Annotated in this window: 14 protein-coding genes; 7 read left to right on the forward strand and 7 right to left on the reverse strand. The window is 64.8% G+C overall.

Annotation, left to right across the window (positions count from 1 at the left end; genetic code table 11):
* Window positions 1–185: 185 nt before the first annotated feature.
* Window positions 186–647, reverse strand: coding sequence for a Crp/Fnr family transcriptional regulator (locus ACSE4D_RS05940; protein WP_135542534.1), 462 nt, complete (start codon window positions 645–647; stop codon window positions 186–188).
* Between the two features lie 708 nt (window positions 648–1,355).
* Here ACSE4D_RS05940 and ACSE4D_RS05945 point away from each other — a divergent pair.
* Window positions 1,356–1,826 carry a hypothetical protein gene (locus ACSE4D_RS05945; RefSeq protein WP_436326780.1) on the forward strand — a complete coding sequence of 157 codons (471 nt, stop codon included), beginning with the start codon at window positions 1,356–1,358 and terminating at the stop codon, window positions 1,824–1,826.
* 325 nt (window positions 1,827–2,151) lie between these two features.
* Here the strand turns inward: ACSE4D_RS05945 and ACSE4D_RS05950 are convergent, their stop codons facing one another.
* A complete protein-coding gene (locus ACSE4D_RS05950) occupies window positions 2,152–3,195 on the reverse strand; it encodes an LCP family protein (protein WP_425119674.1) in 1,044 nt (347 codons plus the stop codon).
* Window positions 3,196–3,383: 188 nt separating this feature from the next.
* Between ACSE4D_RS05950 and ACSE4D_RS05955 the strand changes: the two genes are divergently transcribed.
* A complete protein-coding gene (locus tag ACSE4D_RS05955; RefSeq protein ID WP_425119675.1) occupies window positions 3,384–4,625 on the forward strand; it encodes an MFS transporter in 1,242 nt (413 codons plus the stop codon).
* 92 nt (window positions 4,626–4,717) lie between these two features.
* Here the strand turns inward: ACSE4D_RS05955 and ACSE4D_RS05960 are convergent, their stop codons facing one another.
* Window positions 4,718–6,466: an FAD-dependent oxidoreductase gene (locus ACSE4D_RS05960; RefSeq protein WP_436326781.1), complete on the reverse strand. Its 1,749-nt coding sequence runs from the start codon at window positions 6,464–6,466 to the stop codon at window positions 4,718–4,720.
* A 103-nt stretch (window positions 6,467–6,569) separates the two neighbouring features.
* Here ACSE4D_RS05960 and ACSE4D_RS05965 point away from each other — a divergent pair, with 103 nt between their 5' ends.
* The 5 genes from ACSE4D_RS05965 (at window position 6,570) to ACSE4D_RS05985 (ending at window position 9,255) form a co-directional block, all read left to right on the forward strand.
* Window positions 6,570–7,166: a helix-turn-helix domain-containing protein gene (locus tag ACSE4D_RS05965; protein WP_425119677.1), complete on the forward strand. Its 597-nt coding sequence runs from the start codon at window positions 6,570–6,572 to the stop codon at window positions 7,164–7,166.
* Window positions 7,167–7,469: 303 nt separating this feature from the next.
* Window positions 7,470–7,691, forward strand: a complete 222-nt coding sequence (locus ACSE4D_RS05970; RefSeq protein ID WP_436326782.1) for a helix-turn-helix transcriptional regulator — start codon at window positions 7,470–7,472, stop codon at window positions 7,689–7,691.
* Entirely contained in the window at window positions 7,688–8,254 is a 567-nt protein-coding gene (locus tag ACSE4D_RS05975; RefSeq protein ID WP_436326783.1) for a hypothetical protein, read from the forward strand. The genes ACSE4D_RS05970 and ACSE4D_RS05975 overlap by 4 nt, the downstream gene beginning before the upstream one ends.
* Window positions 8,255–8,470: 216 nt before the next feature.
* Window positions 8,471–8,683 carry a helix-turn-helix transcriptional regulator gene (locus ACSE4D_RS05980; protein ID WP_436326784.1) on the forward strand — a complete coding sequence of 71 codons (213 nt, stop codon included), beginning with the start codon at window positions 8,471–8,473 and terminating at the stop codon, window positions 8,681–8,683.
* On the forward strand, window positions 8,680–9,255 hold the full coding sequence (locus ACSE4D_RS05985; protein ID WP_436326785.1) for a hypothetical protein: 576 nt from the start codon (window positions 8,680–8,682) through the stop codon (window positions 9,253–9,255). The genes ACSE4D_RS05980 and ACSE4D_RS05985 overlap by 4 nt, the downstream gene beginning before the upstream one ends.
* Window positions 9,256–9,513: 258 nt before the next feature.
* Here ACSE4D_RS05985 and dld read toward each other — a convergent pair whose 3' ends face one another.
* The 4 genes from dld to ACSE4D_RS06005 all read right to left on the reverse strand — a co-directional run bounded on the left by dld (window position 9,514) and on the right by ACSE4D_RS06005 (window position 15,353).
* Window positions 9,514–11,223 carry a D-lactate dehydrogenase gene (gene dld, locus ACSE4D_RS05990; protein WP_436326786.1) on the reverse strand — a complete coding sequence of 570 codons (1,710 nt, stop codon included), beginning with the start codon at window positions 11,221–11,223 and terminating at the stop codon, window positions 9,514–9,516.
* A gap of 130 nt (window positions 11,224–11,353) precedes the next feature.
* Window positions 11,354–12,652, reverse strand: coding sequence for an MFS transporter (locus ACSE4D_RS05995; protein WP_240689942.1), 1,299 nt, complete (start codon window positions 12,650–12,652; stop codon window positions 11,354–11,356).
* The gene (locus ACSE4D_RS06000) at window positions 12,649–13,326 is read right to left on the reverse strand and encodes a GntR family transcriptional regulator (RefSeq protein ID WP_436326787.1); all 678 of its coding nucleotides are present in this window, start codon (window positions 13,324–13,326) and stop codon (window positions 12,649–12,651) included. Before ACSE4D_RS06000 ends, ACSE4D_RS05995 begins: the two co-directional genes overlap by 4 nt.
* A gap of 269 nt (window positions 13,327–13,595) precedes the next feature.
* Window positions 13,596–15,353, reverse strand: a complete 1,758-nt coding sequence (locus ACSE4D_RS06005) for an FAD-binding protein (RefSeq protein ID WP_436326788.1) — start codon at window positions 15,351–15,353, stop codon at window positions 13,596–13,598.
* Between the last annotated feature and the right edge of the window lie 41 nt (window positions 15,354–15,394).

Consider the following 15,394-nt stretch of genomic DNA (forward strand, 5'->3'; position numbering starts at 1 on the left):
CTCACATCGCGGGCATAAAGGTTCGGCGCACCATCGGCAACGCGATGCAGCACTGTGCGCGAACCAGCTTCCCGGATCTTTCTCACTCTAAGAGACCGCCGCTTCGGTCGTACATGATCGGGATCATGTACGGCAGAAGCGGCCCCGGTCCGGCACGGCCGGGCGTCGAGGAACTGCGGGACGAGTCAGGACTGTGCGATCTCGTGCAGGAGGGCCTGGTCCACGATCGACGTCCATTGACGGCCGAAATCGACGGCGCCGGCTGCGTGCAAACGACCCAGCGCCCGGCTCGCGGACTCCGGCGCGATCCTGGCGATGGCGCCGAGATCGGCACGGCTGAGCGGGATCGGCAGTTCGATCCGCCCGCCTCCCGGCCGGCCGAGCTTCTCTGCCAGACTCAGCAGCACGGCGGCGACCCGCTGATCAGCGCGGCCGACAGAGAGCTGTTCGAGCGCCTGGTAGGACTGTTCGAGCCGCTCGGCGAGTTCGTCGAAGGCCGCCATCGCGACCTTCGGATGCCGTTCGAGGACGCTGCGGATAGCGCGAACAGGAATGCTGATGACACAGGAATCGATCATGGCGACGGCGGTCTCACCGCAGTGGTCGACGCGAGTCAGCGTTCCGAAGCTGTCTCCCGGTCCCAGCACTGTCACCTCGCGGGGACGGGCGCAGGAGTTTGACCGCCCCCGAGGCGACAATGAAGAGATGACTGGCCCGATCCCCCGCTTGACAGATCCGCTCACCAGCGACGTATCCGGGCGCACGGACCTGTTGTTCGAGGCTCTTAAGTTCTTCGTCAGGCAACGCCTCGAACATGGGTGCGTTGGCCAGCGCCTCAATGCGGATCCTGTGATGGCACGCGGCCGGCGCTGCCGAATGCAGCGAAAGCGGACCCGAGAAACTATGGCCCACTGTCTCGCCCCTTCCTCCCATCGCTTCACTGACAACACTACTCCGCACGCCTGAGGCCAAGCTCGGGAAGACGACCGCAGCCCTGCAGGCAGAATCCAATCACGATCACGTATCGCTGACTACACGGTTCTGTCATATTCAACGCGGCACCCGTCTGCGGCCAGTGCCCCAGCATCATCTGAGAACATCACTGTCATAGCTTCGTCACCACCGATTCCACTGCCAAGGTTCTTTGCCGTCAATCGGTCACTCATGCTCACGCGACATGCACCGTCGCATGACTGCAACAGTCCTGTCTGCATGCTGTAACCGTTTCCAAGTCGGTTCCCAGCCATCGTTGCTGCATCCTCAGAATCGGCCACAATACTTGATCCTCGTCAGCTAACCTGCCACCACGCAACGAGCGAACGGCTCCCGCGAGGTGGCGACACAGAGGAGACACCATGAAGACCACCATTCGCAATCGCGCAGCAACCCTGGGAATCGCCACCGTCGCCGGTCTCGCCGGCTTCGGGCTCGTCGGCGGGCCGGCCATGGCCGCCGATACCTCGTCCGCGAATTCATCGAGCGAGACGTCAGACTCCGGCGTCGGCACGCAGTCGGTGTACTACCCGACAGTCCCCGTCACCTATGCCGATGAACTCGTGCGCGCATGGGGGCAGGGTGCCACGGACCGTGTCGAAGCCTTCGCTTCGCCCAAGGTCGCAAAGGCACTGGCCAATCACGGAGATGACAATGGAACCCACTGGAACCGCGTCGGTGCAGAAGGAGCGGCAGGCACGATCTACGTCGATTACGAGAACACCGTGACCGACGAGACCATGACTCTAGGAGTCGCTAACGAAGCCGTGTCCAATCCAGACAACGAGTGGGGCACACCCCACGGCGTTCACTCGGTCAAGTTCGAGGGCTGAAGCCTCGGCGTGACTCTCCGGCGCGGCTCTCGCCACGGAGCGCACCGCAGGCGCACCACTCGGCCTGCTTCGACATGGCCTGCTTCGACATGATTCGAAGCAGGCCGGGGTGGACCCGGGAGGGCCAAGTTCTCTACGCTCCGGCGGCCAACCACATTTGGTGCCAGTCATCTGTATCGATCCAGATGCAGGGGACGAAGAGTGGTCCGCTCGCGTACGGAATGTTTTGCGCAGCGCACGAAAAGTGGTTCGGAGCGTACGTAATGTGTCACCGGCCCCGATGGTGGGCGGGGCACTGGCCAGGATCGGCCGCCTCGGCGAAAGATTACAGGTGGGCCTCCGGGGCGTTCTGCACGTACTCGTCGACGGTGTCGTTCTGGAACGCGTCCTGGACCTTCTTCAGCTCGTCATCGTCGACCTTGACGATCGACGCACCGTTCGGCGCGGTGCCGACGCCGGCGACCGGGGCGGTGAAGAACTCGATGTCGCCCGGACGGACATCGCGCATGTTGAAGGCCGTGCCGGAGATGTACTTCGCGTCCAGGCCCGAGTCGACGTACATGTACGGCGCGAAGTTCTTCACCATGTCCTGGATCTTCTTCGGGTTCGACAGCGTATCGGCCGAGATGATCTCGTTCGTCAGCCCGCGGATGAACGCCTGCTGGTTGCGCGCCCGCTGGAAGTCGCCGTCCTTGAACTGCTTGCGCTCACGGACGAAGGTCAGCGCCTGGTCACCGTTGAGGTCGTTCTGGCCCTGGCTGAACGTGTAGCCGTTCTTCTCGAACGCCTGCTCCGAGTTCACGGTCACCCCGCCGAGGCTGTCGGTGAGAGCCTTGAATCCTTCGAAGTCGATGATCGCCACGTGATCGACGTCGGTGCCGATGAAGTCCGACACCGTGGACACCGCCAGCGGCAGACCGCCGTATGACAGAGCCGCGTTGATCTTCGCCTTCCCATGCCCCTCGATGTCGACGTAGCTGTCACGCGGGATCGACATGACCTGGACGCTGCCGCCGTCGTTGGGCAGGTGCATGACCATGATCGTGTCCGAGCGCAGACCGCGCGAATCGTTGACATCGACCTGATCCATGGGCTCGTCGGAGCCGAGCAGCAGGATGTTCGTGCCGCCGTCGCCCTTGTCGCCGACCTTCTGCTTGCCGAAGACCTGCTCGTCACTCAGCCGGTTCGAATTGCTGTCGAAGGATCGGCCGATGCTCCACACGTAGAGTCCGATGCCGAGCACGCCGAGGATGACGATGATGAGCAGGATGACGAGGACTTTGCGCCACACGCGTTTCTTCTTGCGCGGTCGCTGCTGTTCCTCGTACTGGTTGTCGAAGAGATCATCGAAGGTGGTGTTGTCCGTCATCGGCACTCCGGGATTCGGGCGGTCGGCGCAATGCGCCGGGAGAAAGTGGGCAATCTCGCTTATTGTATAGCTTTTGTTACATACCCAGGCGCACTTCGACGGCGCTCCCCCGCCGAGGTGAGAGGACTCACCAGTAATGGCACGGATCTGTATGGTCTGCGCGGGGGCGGGCTGGGTAGACTTCTCTGGTGTTCAACAACTATCGGGAAATCCTATCGCTTCCCGGTGCGCTCAAGTTCTCCTTGGCCGGTCTCGTCGCGCGCATGCCCATCGCAGTCCTGGGATTGGGAATCGTCCTCTTCATCCAGGGCGTGAGCGGATCATACGGTCTGGCGGGCATCGTCACCGCCGTGTACATGATCGTCCAAGCGCTTGCCGGCCCCGGAATCGCACGCCTCGTCGACCGCCACGGCCAGGCAAGGGTCATGGTGCCCATCGTCATCACCCACCTGGCCTCACTGACGCTGCTCATCTTCTCCGTCTACCTCGACTGGTGGGTCGGCTTCGTGTTCATCTTCGCCGGCATCGGCGGCGCCACTGTCGGCTCCGTCGGTTCGCTCGTGCGTTCACGCTGGTCACACATCGTTGACTCGCCGAAGAAGCTGCAGACCGCGTTCTCCTGGGAGTCCGTCGCGGATGAGCTGATGTTCGTCTCCGGACCCGTGCTCGCCACGGTGCTCGCCACAGCGGTGTGGCCGCCTGCAGGCATCATCCTCTCGATGCTCACCGTGGGCGTGGGATCGCTGCTGCTCTACATTCAGAAGGCCACCGAACCGCCTCCCGTCGAACGCACCACCGAGGCGAAGGGTCACGTGTTCTCGAACCCGGGGATCTTCGCGATCATCATCGTCAACATCTTCCTCGGCGTGAACTTCGGTGCCATCGACGTCATCGCCGTCGCGTTCGCCGACGAACTCGGGGTGAAGTCCTCAGCCGGTGTGCTGCTGTCGTGCCTGGCACTGGGATCCTTGCTGTCGGGCGCCCTGTACGGGGCCCGGAACTGGCAGACCGCGGTGCACCACCGCTTCGGTGTGGCCGTGACCGGCTTGGCCGTCGGCGCGTGCATGATGCTGCTCGCGCAGTCCATGGTCACCTACGGAATCATTCTCGTGGTCGTCGGCTCTGCGATCGCACCGAGCCTCATCGGCGCGAACTCCGTGATCGAGCAGCTGGCCCCGCCGAGGCGGCTGACCGAGGCTTTCGCCTGGCTGGGCACCTCCTTGGGCTTCGGCGTCGCCTTCGGTTCGGCGATCGCCGGCAACATCATCGATGCCTTCGACGCGAAGACCGCGATGCTGCTGCCTGCCGGCTGCGCGATTCTCGGAGCTGCGATTGCGCTGTCGCTGCTCAAGCTGCTCAACCCCTCACGGTCGAGCCACGAAGTACGGCTGGAGAAAGACCGTCGCCGCGTGAAGATCGCGGAGGACTGAAGAGGCTCAGATGCGGCCCCGACTGCCGGGCGACCGGCAGGATTCGGGGACAGCTTGAGCGGGGTGCTTCGCTGCGACGGCGAGAAGCACCCTCAGACAGCTCGTCGCCGCAGCAGGAGCACGCCGTCTTTGACCACGGCCGTCTCCTTACCGTCTGGACCGGCCGTCTCACGCGGACGGACCTCCTCGATCACGATCTCCCATTCGGCTCCGTCGAGCGCCAAAGCAGTGAGCTCGGCCGCTGGCGTGAGCAGGTGGCTGAGTTCGTCCTGCAGCGCGGGGTCCCTTGGGTCGTCGGTCTCGTAATAGCGCAGCACCCAGGGCGGAATGTCCTCAGGATCGTCGAACACATGAGAGACGATGAGCAGGTGCCCACCGGGTCGCAGCCGCTTGGCCGCACGGCGAAGAATCTCGGTCCTCGGCATCTCAGGAGTCGAGTGGAAGAACGATGCGGTCACGAGGTCGAAGGTCTCCTCGGTCGTCCATGTGGACAGGTCATGGCTGATCCAGGTGATCGCCTCGGCGACTCCGGACTCCCGAGCACTGTCGGCACCGCGTTCGATCGCCGTTGTCGAGACATCGACAGCGGTGACATGCCACCCCTGAGTGGCCAACCAGACGGCGTCACCGCCCTCTCCGCAGCCGAGCTCGAGCGCGGCAGTGCCATGGTCGGCACCCAGCGCCGCGACCACCTCGGCGGTGGTGGCGTTCGCCCGTCCCGACCATCGTTGGGCACTTTCGGCGTACAGGGCCTCCCAGTACTCCTCCAGCGAATCATTCGCTGGCGATGCCGTGCCCTGCACGTCCGTGCCCTGCACGTCCGCCTTCTGCCCGTCCGTGCCCTGTACGTCTGCCTTTGGCACGTCTGTCTTCTGCACCTCGGCGTTGTTCGCGTCTCCGGCGTGTTCGTCAGCGTGCCCGGATGAGGCTCGGTCGAAGTCCTCGCTCACCAACGCCATGTTGACCATGCCGCCGGCCGTCGACCCGGCCCCGATGGAGACGGACACGTTCGCTGCGGGGTTGACGATATTGCCGACCGCCCAGACTCGCTCGTGGCTGGTCAGGCCGGCCGGGTCGACGGCGACGAAGCTGCCCATCGGGTTCTCGGCGCGGTCGAGGTCGAAAGGGGCAAGATACTCATCCTGCGGTCGTGACGACGGTGCGATGAACACCGCGTCGAGGGCGATGCTGCTGCCGTCGGCGAGGCGTGCCCCGGTCAGGCGTTCACCTTCGGTGAGGACCTCGGCCACCGGTGAGTCGATGAGTCTCACGCCCCGTGAGCGCAGGCGCGCAGCAACGTCTGGGCTGATGGCTCCGCAGTCGGCGGTGAAGAAGGTCACCTGGTCACTCCACTGCCGGATCAGTTCAGCTTGGTGCAGCGAAATCGCAGACGTGCCGAGCACGGCGAGACGCTGCCCGCGCACCTCCCACCCGTGGCAGTACGGGCAATGCAGGACGCCGGCGCCCCACTGCTGCGTCAGTCCCGGAATCTCGGGCAGCTCGTCGACGAGACCACTCGCTGCGATGAGGGCGCGCGTCGTGGCCGTACTGCCATCTGCAAAGGTCACGGCGAGTCCATCATCGACCTCTGCGACAGTCTCGACTGCCCCCGGGCGGATCGTGACATCGTAGGCGCTCACCTCTTCTCGTCCGCGCCGCAGCAGCTCGCTGGGGTCGACCCCGTCGCTTCCGAGCATGCCGTGCATATGCGCGGCAAAGCGGTTGCGCGGCTCGCCGACATCGACCACCAGCACCTGCCTGCGCGCGCGTCCCAAGGTCAGTGCCGCCGACAAGCCGGCGACGCCTCCTCCAACGATGATGACTTCCCAGTGTTCGCTCATGCTTTCATGGTCAGCTCAGACCTTGCCCGTGCGCAATGCTTCTTGCACAATTGGCAAGACAAGGAGTCGGAGACCACCGCATCCGGGAGATTCAGGGACGGACATGACTGAGGAACTCAAACACATCGGGCCGCGTCTGCGCGCACTGCGCAATGATCGAGACTGGACACTCGACGAGGTGGCCACTCGCGCCGGCATCTCACCGAGCACCCTCTCACGCCTGGAATCCGGAAAGAGACAAGCCAGTCTCGAGCTGCTCCTCCCCCTCACTCGTCAGTTCGGCATCAGCATCGACGATCTCGTGACTCCGAAGGCTGCCGACCCTCGGGTTCGCCGCCGAGCCATCCGCAGGAACGGCATGGTCATCACGCCCCTCGCGCCAGAGGGCTCTCCCGTCGCCACCTACAGGATCACCTACCCGCCCGTCGCCACTCCCCCGGAGCCGCAGGTCCACGACGGCTTTGAATGGCTCTACGTCATCTCTGGGCGACTGCGCCTGCTCCTCGGCAGTCAGGATCTCGTCCTCACCAACGGGGAGGCCGCCGAATTCGACACCCGCATCCCGCACAGCATCTGCGCAGCAGGCAAGCGCTCGGCCCAGGTGCTGAGCATCTTCAACAATGAGGGAATTCGCATGCACACGCACGCCCCCGGCGACGACATACACACGCACTCCCCCGGTGACGATACGAATCCCTGATCCGGCGCCCGCCATCGTCGCTGAGGCCGCGACGAGCACCCATCACCCACCGTTCGCGGCACTCCCTCCCGACTGCGTCACTTCACACCCGCCTGCTCACCCATCACCGGTAGCGTGAAAACGCCCTGGTGCACCGCGGTGTTTTCGCGCCCACGAGAGGTTATGCGCAAAGACCGCCGCGAAATGACCGGCACGCGGCACGGAACGGCGGAACCACCTCGGCGATGTCAAAGATCATCGACACCACAATGTCAACCATGCTTTACCTTGAGATGTAAAACAAAGTTGACACCAAGGAGCCCCATGGAAGTTCAGACCTCGAACCTCAAACAGGTTCGCAAGGCATCCGGGCTCACCCAAGCCCAACTGGCACAACTGGCACAACTGACCGGAGTATCACGGCAGACGATCATCGCCACAGAAAAGGGCGACTACGCCCCAAGCGTCTACCTGGCCATACGGATCAGCCGCACGCTGAACACCACTGTCGAAGAGATCTTCTCACTGCAGGAGGAAGCTCAATGAACAATACTTCAGGCAAGCGTCACCCTAACGCACTGGCCGATAGGATCGCCGGGATCAATGACCCCTCAATGGGTGATGAGCGGGAACGCGACGTCACTCTTCGGGCCTACACGTTCGGCTCGGTCGTCTCGATGTATGTCTTCTTTGGCCTCGGCCTGTTTTTCGCGGTCATCGGGGCTGGCCTCTGGACCCTCCCGATCTTCCTGGCGTCCGGGGCGATGGGGGTCGCGGCGTCCTCCTACTGCAAACGCGAAGCCGTCGACATCAAGCTCGCCACCGCGCGCGTCGCACCCAAGCGCCGGGTCAAGTCCTATCTCTTCGGCGCACTGTTCACCGTGGCCTGGATCGTCGCGATCACCTTTCACGAAACCACTGGCCACCCGCTGATCGATGCGGGGCTGGGGTCCACGCTCGGATTCTCAGACAGCGGCACTTCGATGCTCATCGGCCTCGCCTCCGGAATCATCGTCGTCGCCTCCCTCGAGGCATTGCAGCGCCATCGCAAGCTCAAGCAGACACGCCTCGAGGCCGCACGGGCAGCCGAGATCGAAGACGAGGACTGACCCACCTGATCACCCATCACCGGTAGCGTGAAAACGCCCTGATGCACCGCGGTGTTTTCGCGCCCACGAGAGGTCATGCCCGAAGACCGCCGCGAAATGACCGGCGCGCGGCACGGAACGGCGGAACCACCTCGGCGATGTCAAAGATCGTTGACACCACAATGTCAACTATGCTTTACTTTGAAATGTAAAACAAAGTTGACACCAAGGAGCCCCATGGAAGTACAGACCTCGAACCTCAAACAGGTTCGCAAGGCATCCGGGCTCACCCAAGCCCAACTGGCACAACTGACCGGAGTATCCCGGCAGACGATCATCGCCACAGAAAAGGGCGACTACGCCCCAAGCGTGTACCTAGCCCTGCGCATCAGCCGCACACTGAACACCACCGTCGAAGAGATCTTCTCACTGCAGGAGGAAGCCCCATGAGCAACATCAGCGACAAGAATAAACGCAGCAACGAACTCGCCGATAGGATCGCCGGCTTCAACGACCCGTCCATGGGCGATGAACGTGAACGCGACGTCATCCTGCGCGCGTATACGCTGGGGGCCGTCGTCTCCACCTACGTGTTCTTCGCGCTCGGCCTCATCTTCGCCGTTCTCGGCGCGGGAGTGTGGAGCGCGTTCATCATCCTCGGCTCCATCGCGACCAGCAGCGTCGTTTCGGGCTACTGCAAGCGCGAGAATGTGGATTTCTCGATGTCGATGGCCCGCGTCTCACCGAAACGGCTGATCGTCGGCAACATCGTCGGCGCGGTGTTCGCCATCGTCTGGGTCGGTGCGATTGTCTTCCACATGAGCGAAGGCCGTCCGCTCATCGATGCCGGCATGGGAACGAGCGCCACATTCGGCGCCCCAACCAGCATGTACGCCATCGTGATCGGTGCGGCGGTCGGCTTCATCGCTACGATCACCCTCACGACGATCTCTCGCACACGCAAGATCAAGCAGGCCCGCGCCGAGGCGGCCGCAGCTGCTGACATCGAAGACGAGGACTGACCGCCTCGGTGGTGTGGGCATCCGTTCAACCGGCAGTCGGGCGGTCAGTGGGCATCACTTCACTGCCAGCGGCACACCGTCGCGGAAGTGACACTTCGCACTGCTGCCTGAGCATCCCTCATCGTTCACGCGAAAACACCCCGGCGCACCGGGGTGTTTTGCTGTTTGCGGCGAGGGACGCACCGTAAGCGTGAGCTGCCACGGGCGCGAGGGCAGCGCGAGCCGGCACGAATGCGAGGAACGCGCGGGAAGCCGAGCTCAGGCCCAGTTCTTCTTCGGCGAGGTCTCTCCGACTCCGGGGTTGAAGACGTTGCAGGGGTCGAGTTCCTTGAAGTGAGCCTCCATCTTCGAAGGCACCTGATAGAGCCGACCGAAATTGTGCTCGGCGGGCACGGCCGCACCGCGCTCCTCGAGCAGCGCCGTCATCTGCTTCTTCAGCGCCACCGGATCAACACCCTTCTTCGCCACATGGTCTTGGTGGAAGACGTGGCAGAAGAAGTGGCCGTAGTAGGAGCTGATGTGCAGCTGGTCGGCGATCTCGTCCGGCAGCACCTCGAGCCAGTCCTCGTCATCACGGCGCAGCGCGACGTCGAAGGTGATCATGTCCGAGGAGTCCTCGCGGTTGAGGTTGAAGTAACGGGTGGCCGCACTCGCAGCACCGAACCGGTGGAGCATCGCGGACTGAGCCTCATCGGCATCGCAGACGAAGTACGCACCGTGGTGGGCCGCCTCGGCGAAGAAGTCGTCGAGGAACGCACCCATCCGCGCCTTCTCCTCGCCGCTGACGACGAGCAGCAGGTGGTGTTCGAATCGGTCGCGGTACTCGAGCATGCGCTTCGGCAGCTGCTGCGGCAGCAGATTGAACGCGTTCTGCGCGATGGTGTCGGCAACGGTCTCGCCGAAGAACGGCAGCTTCGCGAACACCCCGTTGGCCCAGTTCTTCAGCGCGAAGAGCCTGATCTGCTCCCGGCTGCCGGCGTGCTTGATCGATACGAACGTGTCCTTGCCGTACTTCTCCGCGAGGTCGAATGACGGCCGGCCCATGTATTCGCCGGAGATCGGCAGCGGCATGTCCGAGGTCAGGATCGCGCGGCGCAGCGCTTCGAGCTCGGCCGGGGAGTTCGTGCCGACATAGAACGTGGTCGCGTCCGTGATCTTCGGGAAGGTGCGGGTGCGCACGGCGAAGACCATGAGCTTGCCCGCCGACCCCGAGGCCTCGTACAAATAGTCGGGGTTCGCGTTGAACCGGGCAGGCGAGTCGACGATCCGGCGCACCTGCTCGCCGTATTCGGTCTCCATCGTGTCCTCTGGAGGGGGCGTGACATCGGCCGGATCCCAGTCACCGCGCTGCAGCTTGTCGAGGATGTGGGCGGGATCGTCACCGAGCTTCACGCCGAGGTGGTTGACCAGTTCCAGCCGTCCCTCCTCGGTCACTCGGGCGAAGATCGCATGCTTCGTGAATGCCGGACCTTTTCGGATCTGAGACCCGCCGGAGTTGTTGGCAATTCCGCCGACGACGGACGCACCGATCGACGACGACCCGATGACCGAGTGCGGTTCGCGGCCGAGCGGGGCGAGCTTCTCATCGAGTTCGTACAGCGTCGATCCGGCGAGGCAGACGGCTTCGCGGGCGTCATTGATGAGGTGGATCTGGTTGATGCGCAGAGTCGAGATGATGACGATCTCGCGGTCGTAGTCCTGCGCGCCGGGACCGGAACCGCCGGTCAGGCCGGTGTTCGCCGACTGCGGGATGACGATGAGGTCGTTGTCGACGCAGACCTGCAGCGCCCGCCACATATCGACGAGGCTGCCCGGCCGCAGAACGGCGAGGACGCTGCCGCCGCCGAAGCGGTTGCCCTTGGCATAGGGAGCAGTGGCCCGCGCCGAGGTGAGGACGTGGCGCGGTCCCATGATGTCGATGAAGGCGCTGACCGCCGGTGATGGCTTCGTGCGTTGATTACCGAGCATGAATGTCGACCCCTATCAGGTGGTTGCGAAGTGTTTTCATCCTAGTTCTTCCCCTGCGCCCCTCACCATGGTCTTTCCCACACCCCGGACGCTTGCTCACCGTGGTTGTATCCTCGCCACGGGCGCTTGCTCACCAGCGCCTGCTCGAAGCGCGGGCGACAGCGGCGAGGCAGAGCAGGCATATCACGGCCACCCCTGCCAGCGACAGGCTGTAGGGCATCACCGGCAGCAGTGCGGCGAGCACTGTCGGCAGGAGGAATCCGGAGTAGGCCAGTGAGTAGTAGACGCCGGTGATTCCGGCCAGGTCGTCCGGTGCGGCGATGGCCTGGACGAGGATGAGTCCGGCCACCACACAGGTGCCGTAGGCGATGCCGAGCACGATGGCCACGACGAAGGCAAGGATCGGGCTGGCCACCAGTGCCGCCACGACGGCGAGCACCATCCCGAGCGACATCAGGCCGAGCCCGACGACGAGCGCCCGACCTCCTGACCAGCGGTTGATCCGGGGAACGGCGTTCTGCACAAGCGCTCCGGCACCGAGGGTGACGACGGTGAGCACTGTCGCGTACAGCGTCGTCCACTCCCCCAGCGTGTCCTGCACGAGGGCGGGCATGACCGCGTAGGCGATGCCGGCGGCGCCGAAGACCCACGGGGCGGCGGGGATGATGAGTCGCACGAAGGTCCGGTGGCCGACCAGCGGGATCCGCAGTCCGCGCCACCAGTGTTCGGTCGAACGGCGGTCCCCGCCCAGGGACTCCGGCGCGGTGAGAACGATGACCAAGGCGATGATGCTCAGCAGTGTGTGGACCGCGTAGGGGGTCGCCTCGGGCAGTGGCCCCCATTGGGCGAGGCACCCGGTCACCGCCGCACCGAGCGCGAAGCCCAAGGTCAGGGTCAGGGCCGGGCGGCGAGCGCCCGCGGTGATGCCGGCCCGGTGATCGAAAGGCGGGGCGGAGAGTTCCTTGATCCAGCTCGTGCCCACGGACATCGCAACGCCGACTCCAGCACCGGCGAGCACTCGGCCCACGCACAGCAGCCAGAAGAGGTCGAAGCCGAGTCCCAGCAGCACGCTGCCGAGGATCGCGGCGACAGTTCCGGCGATGAGGAGCGGTTTGCGTCCGCGACGATCAGACAGCGCCGAGGCGACCAGGAGTCCCGGAATCAGTCCACCGACGTACATTCCCAGGAGCAGGTTCGCCTGCCAGACGGCATAGCCGCCGTCCTCTTCGTACATGTGCACGAGCGGGGTGAAGTGATTGCCGCCCCAGGCGAGGAGGAACATGGCCGGTGCTACGCGAAGCCACGCACCGCCTCGGCGCGCGCGAGGTTCAGCGGCGTCGGCCTGCACCTGGGCGGTCTCTGCAGGAGAAGCGGAGGCCATCGGCGAGGTCGTCGAATCGGTGGTCGCGGCATCGGACCCGGCGGTCACAGCGGTCGCCCCTGTGGGAAATGGGAGGCGTCGATGTGTTCGTGGACGAGCTGTCCGAATTCCTCGGCGCTGCCGTGCTCGGCACGGTCGGTGAGGCGTTCGTGCTCGCTCAGGAGGGTGTCGAGCGTGCCCGGCTGGTCGGTGGCGACTTGGTAGGTCAGCCGTGCCAGCCTCGGGCCCATCGTGGTCAGCAGCTCCTCGACGATGCTGTTGCCTCCGCCGCGGATGAGTCGGGCGTGGAAGGCGTAGTCGAAGCTCGCGAAGTCGAGCGGATTTCTCTCCTCGACGGCCTGCCGCTGCCCGTCGAGGAGAGCCCGCAGGTCGACCGCGAGGGATTCGAGGCCGCCGCGTGTAGTCAGCTCCTGGACGGCATCGGTCTCGAACATGGCACGGACGGCGAGCAGGTCACGTCGTTCCCTGCTCGTCACGGTCGTCACGATCGCCCCTTTTTTCGGGACGAGACGGACGAGTCTCCACCGCTCGAGCTGGAGCATCGCCTCCCGCGCCGGGGTGCGACTGGCCTTCTGCGCCTCGGCGAGGTCAGCCTCGGTGAGGAGCTCGCCGGGTTCGAAGCGCCGCTCGATGATCTCTCGAGCCGCCCAGGCGGCCATCCGCGAGGCGATCGGGGAGGTGTCGTCGGTGCGTTGCCAGGGAAGCGTCAGCAGTTCGTTCACGCCAACAGGCTAACAGATGCATGCATTGATAGATGCATCAAGATCCTGAAGGCGCAAACACACAGCCCCCGGCAAGGGTGCCCACCCAACCTCTTCTGAGGTTCGGTCAAGCCCCCGCAAACTCTCCCACCCACTTTCCAGCGGGCCGGGAACTGTCGTCGATCTGCTGACCCTCAGCGCACAGACACACCTGACGGCGGCACTGCTACCCTCGCGCGGGGTAGCTGCGCCGCCGTCAGGTGTGTCTGGAGGGTCGTTGCGGGCGAGCCTCACTCCACGAGCTTGCCCTCCTGGCTGATCTCGCCGACGTGCATGAGCTCGGCGACCTCGGGGTCGACGGGCGGGATGTCCTCGCGCACGACTCCCGTCGACGGCGACCACACGAGGTTGACCTGCAGGCTCGGGTCCTGCTCTGGATAGTCACTGCGGTTGTGGCAGCCACGGGTCTCGCGGCGCTCAAGCGCACATTCGAGCGTCGCCCGGGCCGCGAGCACCGAGGACTTGAGATCGAAGGCGTGCGAGAGATCGGCGAAGCCGGCGATGTCCGGGTGGATGCCCACATTCTCCATCCGAGCCTCGATACCCGCGAGCTTCTCCAGTCCGGCCTGCAGCCCGGCCTCGTCACGGACCACGCCGGCATGCTCGGTCATGAGGTTGCGGACCTCGCGCTGCAGCGCCCTGACATTCTCCGTGCCATCGGAGGCGAGCAGATCATCGATCTCGGCCCGCGCCTCGGCGACGGCATCGCGCGAACGCACCTGTGCTTCGAGCTCCTCGGAGTAGGCAACCGCGGACCGTCCGACGATCCGACCGAAGACGAGGAGTTCGATGAGCGAATTGCCGCCGAGGCGGTTGGCCCCGTGCAGACCGGACGAGGCCTCGCCGATGGCCCACAGCCCCTCGACATCGGTGCTGTGATCGACGGGATCGACCCACACCCCGCCCATCGAGTAGTGCGCGGTCGGAGCGATCTCGATCGGGCTGGCCGTGATGTCGAGCATCTGCGTCTCCATGAGCGTGGCGAACACGCGCGGCAGCCGGTTCATGATCGTCTCGCGCGGCAGGTGGGACACGTCGAGCCAGATGCCTCCGTTCTCCGTGCCCCGACCCTCCGCGATCTCCGTATAGGCGGCCAGGGCGACGCGGTCACGAGTGGACAGCTCCATTCGCTCGGGATCGTAGCGTTCCATGAACCGCTCCCCCAGTCCGTTGCGCAGGATTCCGCCCTCACCGCGGGCCGCCTCGGAGACCAGGGTGCCCGCCGCGTTCTCGGGTTCGATGATGCCCGAGGGATGGAACTGGACGAGCTCGGCGTCGCGCAGACGCGCTCCGGCCTCGACGGCCAGGCGGAACGAATCGCCGGTGTTCTCATCCCGACGGGAGGAGGTCCGCCGCCAGATGCGGTTGTGCCCGCCGGCGGCGAGGATGACGGCGTCGGCGTGGATGCGGTAGGCGGTGCCGTCGATGACGTCGAAGCCGAAGGCACCGAAGATGCGACCATCGGCGACGAGGAGCTTCGTGATGTAGACCCGATCTAGGATCGGGATGTTCAGGGCCTCGGCACGACGAATGAGGGTGCGCTGGATCTCCAGGCCCGTGTAATCTCCGGCGAAAGCGGTGCGGCGCCAGGTGTGGGCGCCGAAGAAGCGCTGAGAGATCCGACCGTCGTCCTCCTTCGCGAAGTCCATTCCATATCGCTCCAGGTCGGCGATGCCTTCGGCTGCGCCCTGGGTGACGATCTCGACGGTGCGGGGGTTGGCGAGGTCATAGGATTCCTTGATCGTGTCGGCCGCGTGCTGCTGCCACGTGTCCTCGGGGTCGACGGTGGCCAGTGCGGCGTTGATGCCGCCGGCGGCGAGCGAGGTGTGCGCGTCTTCCTTCGGGCGCTTGCCCACGGTGAGGACATCGCCTCCTGCTTCGGCGACTTCGATCGCGGCGCGCAGGCCCGATCCACCGGTGCCGATGACGAGCACGGAGGTGGAGATGGAGCGTTCTCTGCGACGTGCTGTTCCCTGTGTAATGGTCATGCTTCCACGCTAAGTTCGCCCACCACATACGTCCAATGCAT

Source organism: Brevibacterium sp. FAM 27836 (assembly GCF_051351055.1).
Taxonomy (GTDB): Bacteria; Actinomycetota; Actinomycetes; order Actinomycetales; family Brevibacteriaceae; genus Brevibacterium.

Excerpts from the sequence above, each read along its gene's own strand:
- ACSE4D_RS05970 (WP_436326782.1), top strand. The coding sequence starts at position 7,470 with ATGGAAGTTCAGACCTCGAACCTCAAACAGGTTCGCAAGGCATCCGGG.
- ACSE4D_RS05965 (WP_425119677.1), top strand. The coding sequence starts at position 6,570 with ATGACTGAGGAACTCAAACACATCGGGCCGCGTCTGCGCGCACTGCGC.
- ACSE4D_RS05975 (WP_436326783.1), top strand. The coding sequence starts at position 7,688 with ATGAACAATACTTCAGGCAAGCGTCACCCTAACGCACTGGCCGATAGG.
- dld (WP_436326786.1), bottom strand. The coding sequence starts at position 11,223 with ATGCTCGGTAATCAACGCACGAAGCCATCACCGGCGGTCAGCGCCTTC.
- ACSE4D_RS05950 (WP_425119674.1), bottom strand. The coding sequence starts at position 3,195 with ATGACGGACAACACCACCTTCGATGATCTCTTCGACAACCAGTACGAG.
- ACSE4D_RS05985 (WP_436326785.1), top strand. The coding sequence starts at position 8,680 with ATGAGCAACATCAGCGACAAGAATAAACGCAGCAACGAACTCGCCGAT.
- ACSE4D_RS05945 (WP_436326780.1), top strand. The coding sequence starts at position 1,356 with ATGAAGACCACCATTCGCAATCGCGCAGCAACCCTGGGAATCGCCACC.
- ACSE4D_RS05980 (WP_436326784.1), top strand. The coding sequence starts at position 8,471 with ATGGAAGTACAGACCTCGAACCTCAAACAGGTTCGCAAGGCATCCGGG.
- ACSE4D_RS05960 (WP_436326781.1), bottom strand. The coding sequence starts at position 6,466 with ATGAGCGAACACTGGGAAGTCATCATCGTTGGAGGAGGCGTCGCCGGC.
- ACSE4D_RS06005 (WP_436326788.1), bottom strand. The coding sequence starts at position 15,353 with ATGACCATTACACAGGGAACAGCACGTCGCAGAGAACGCTCCATCTCC.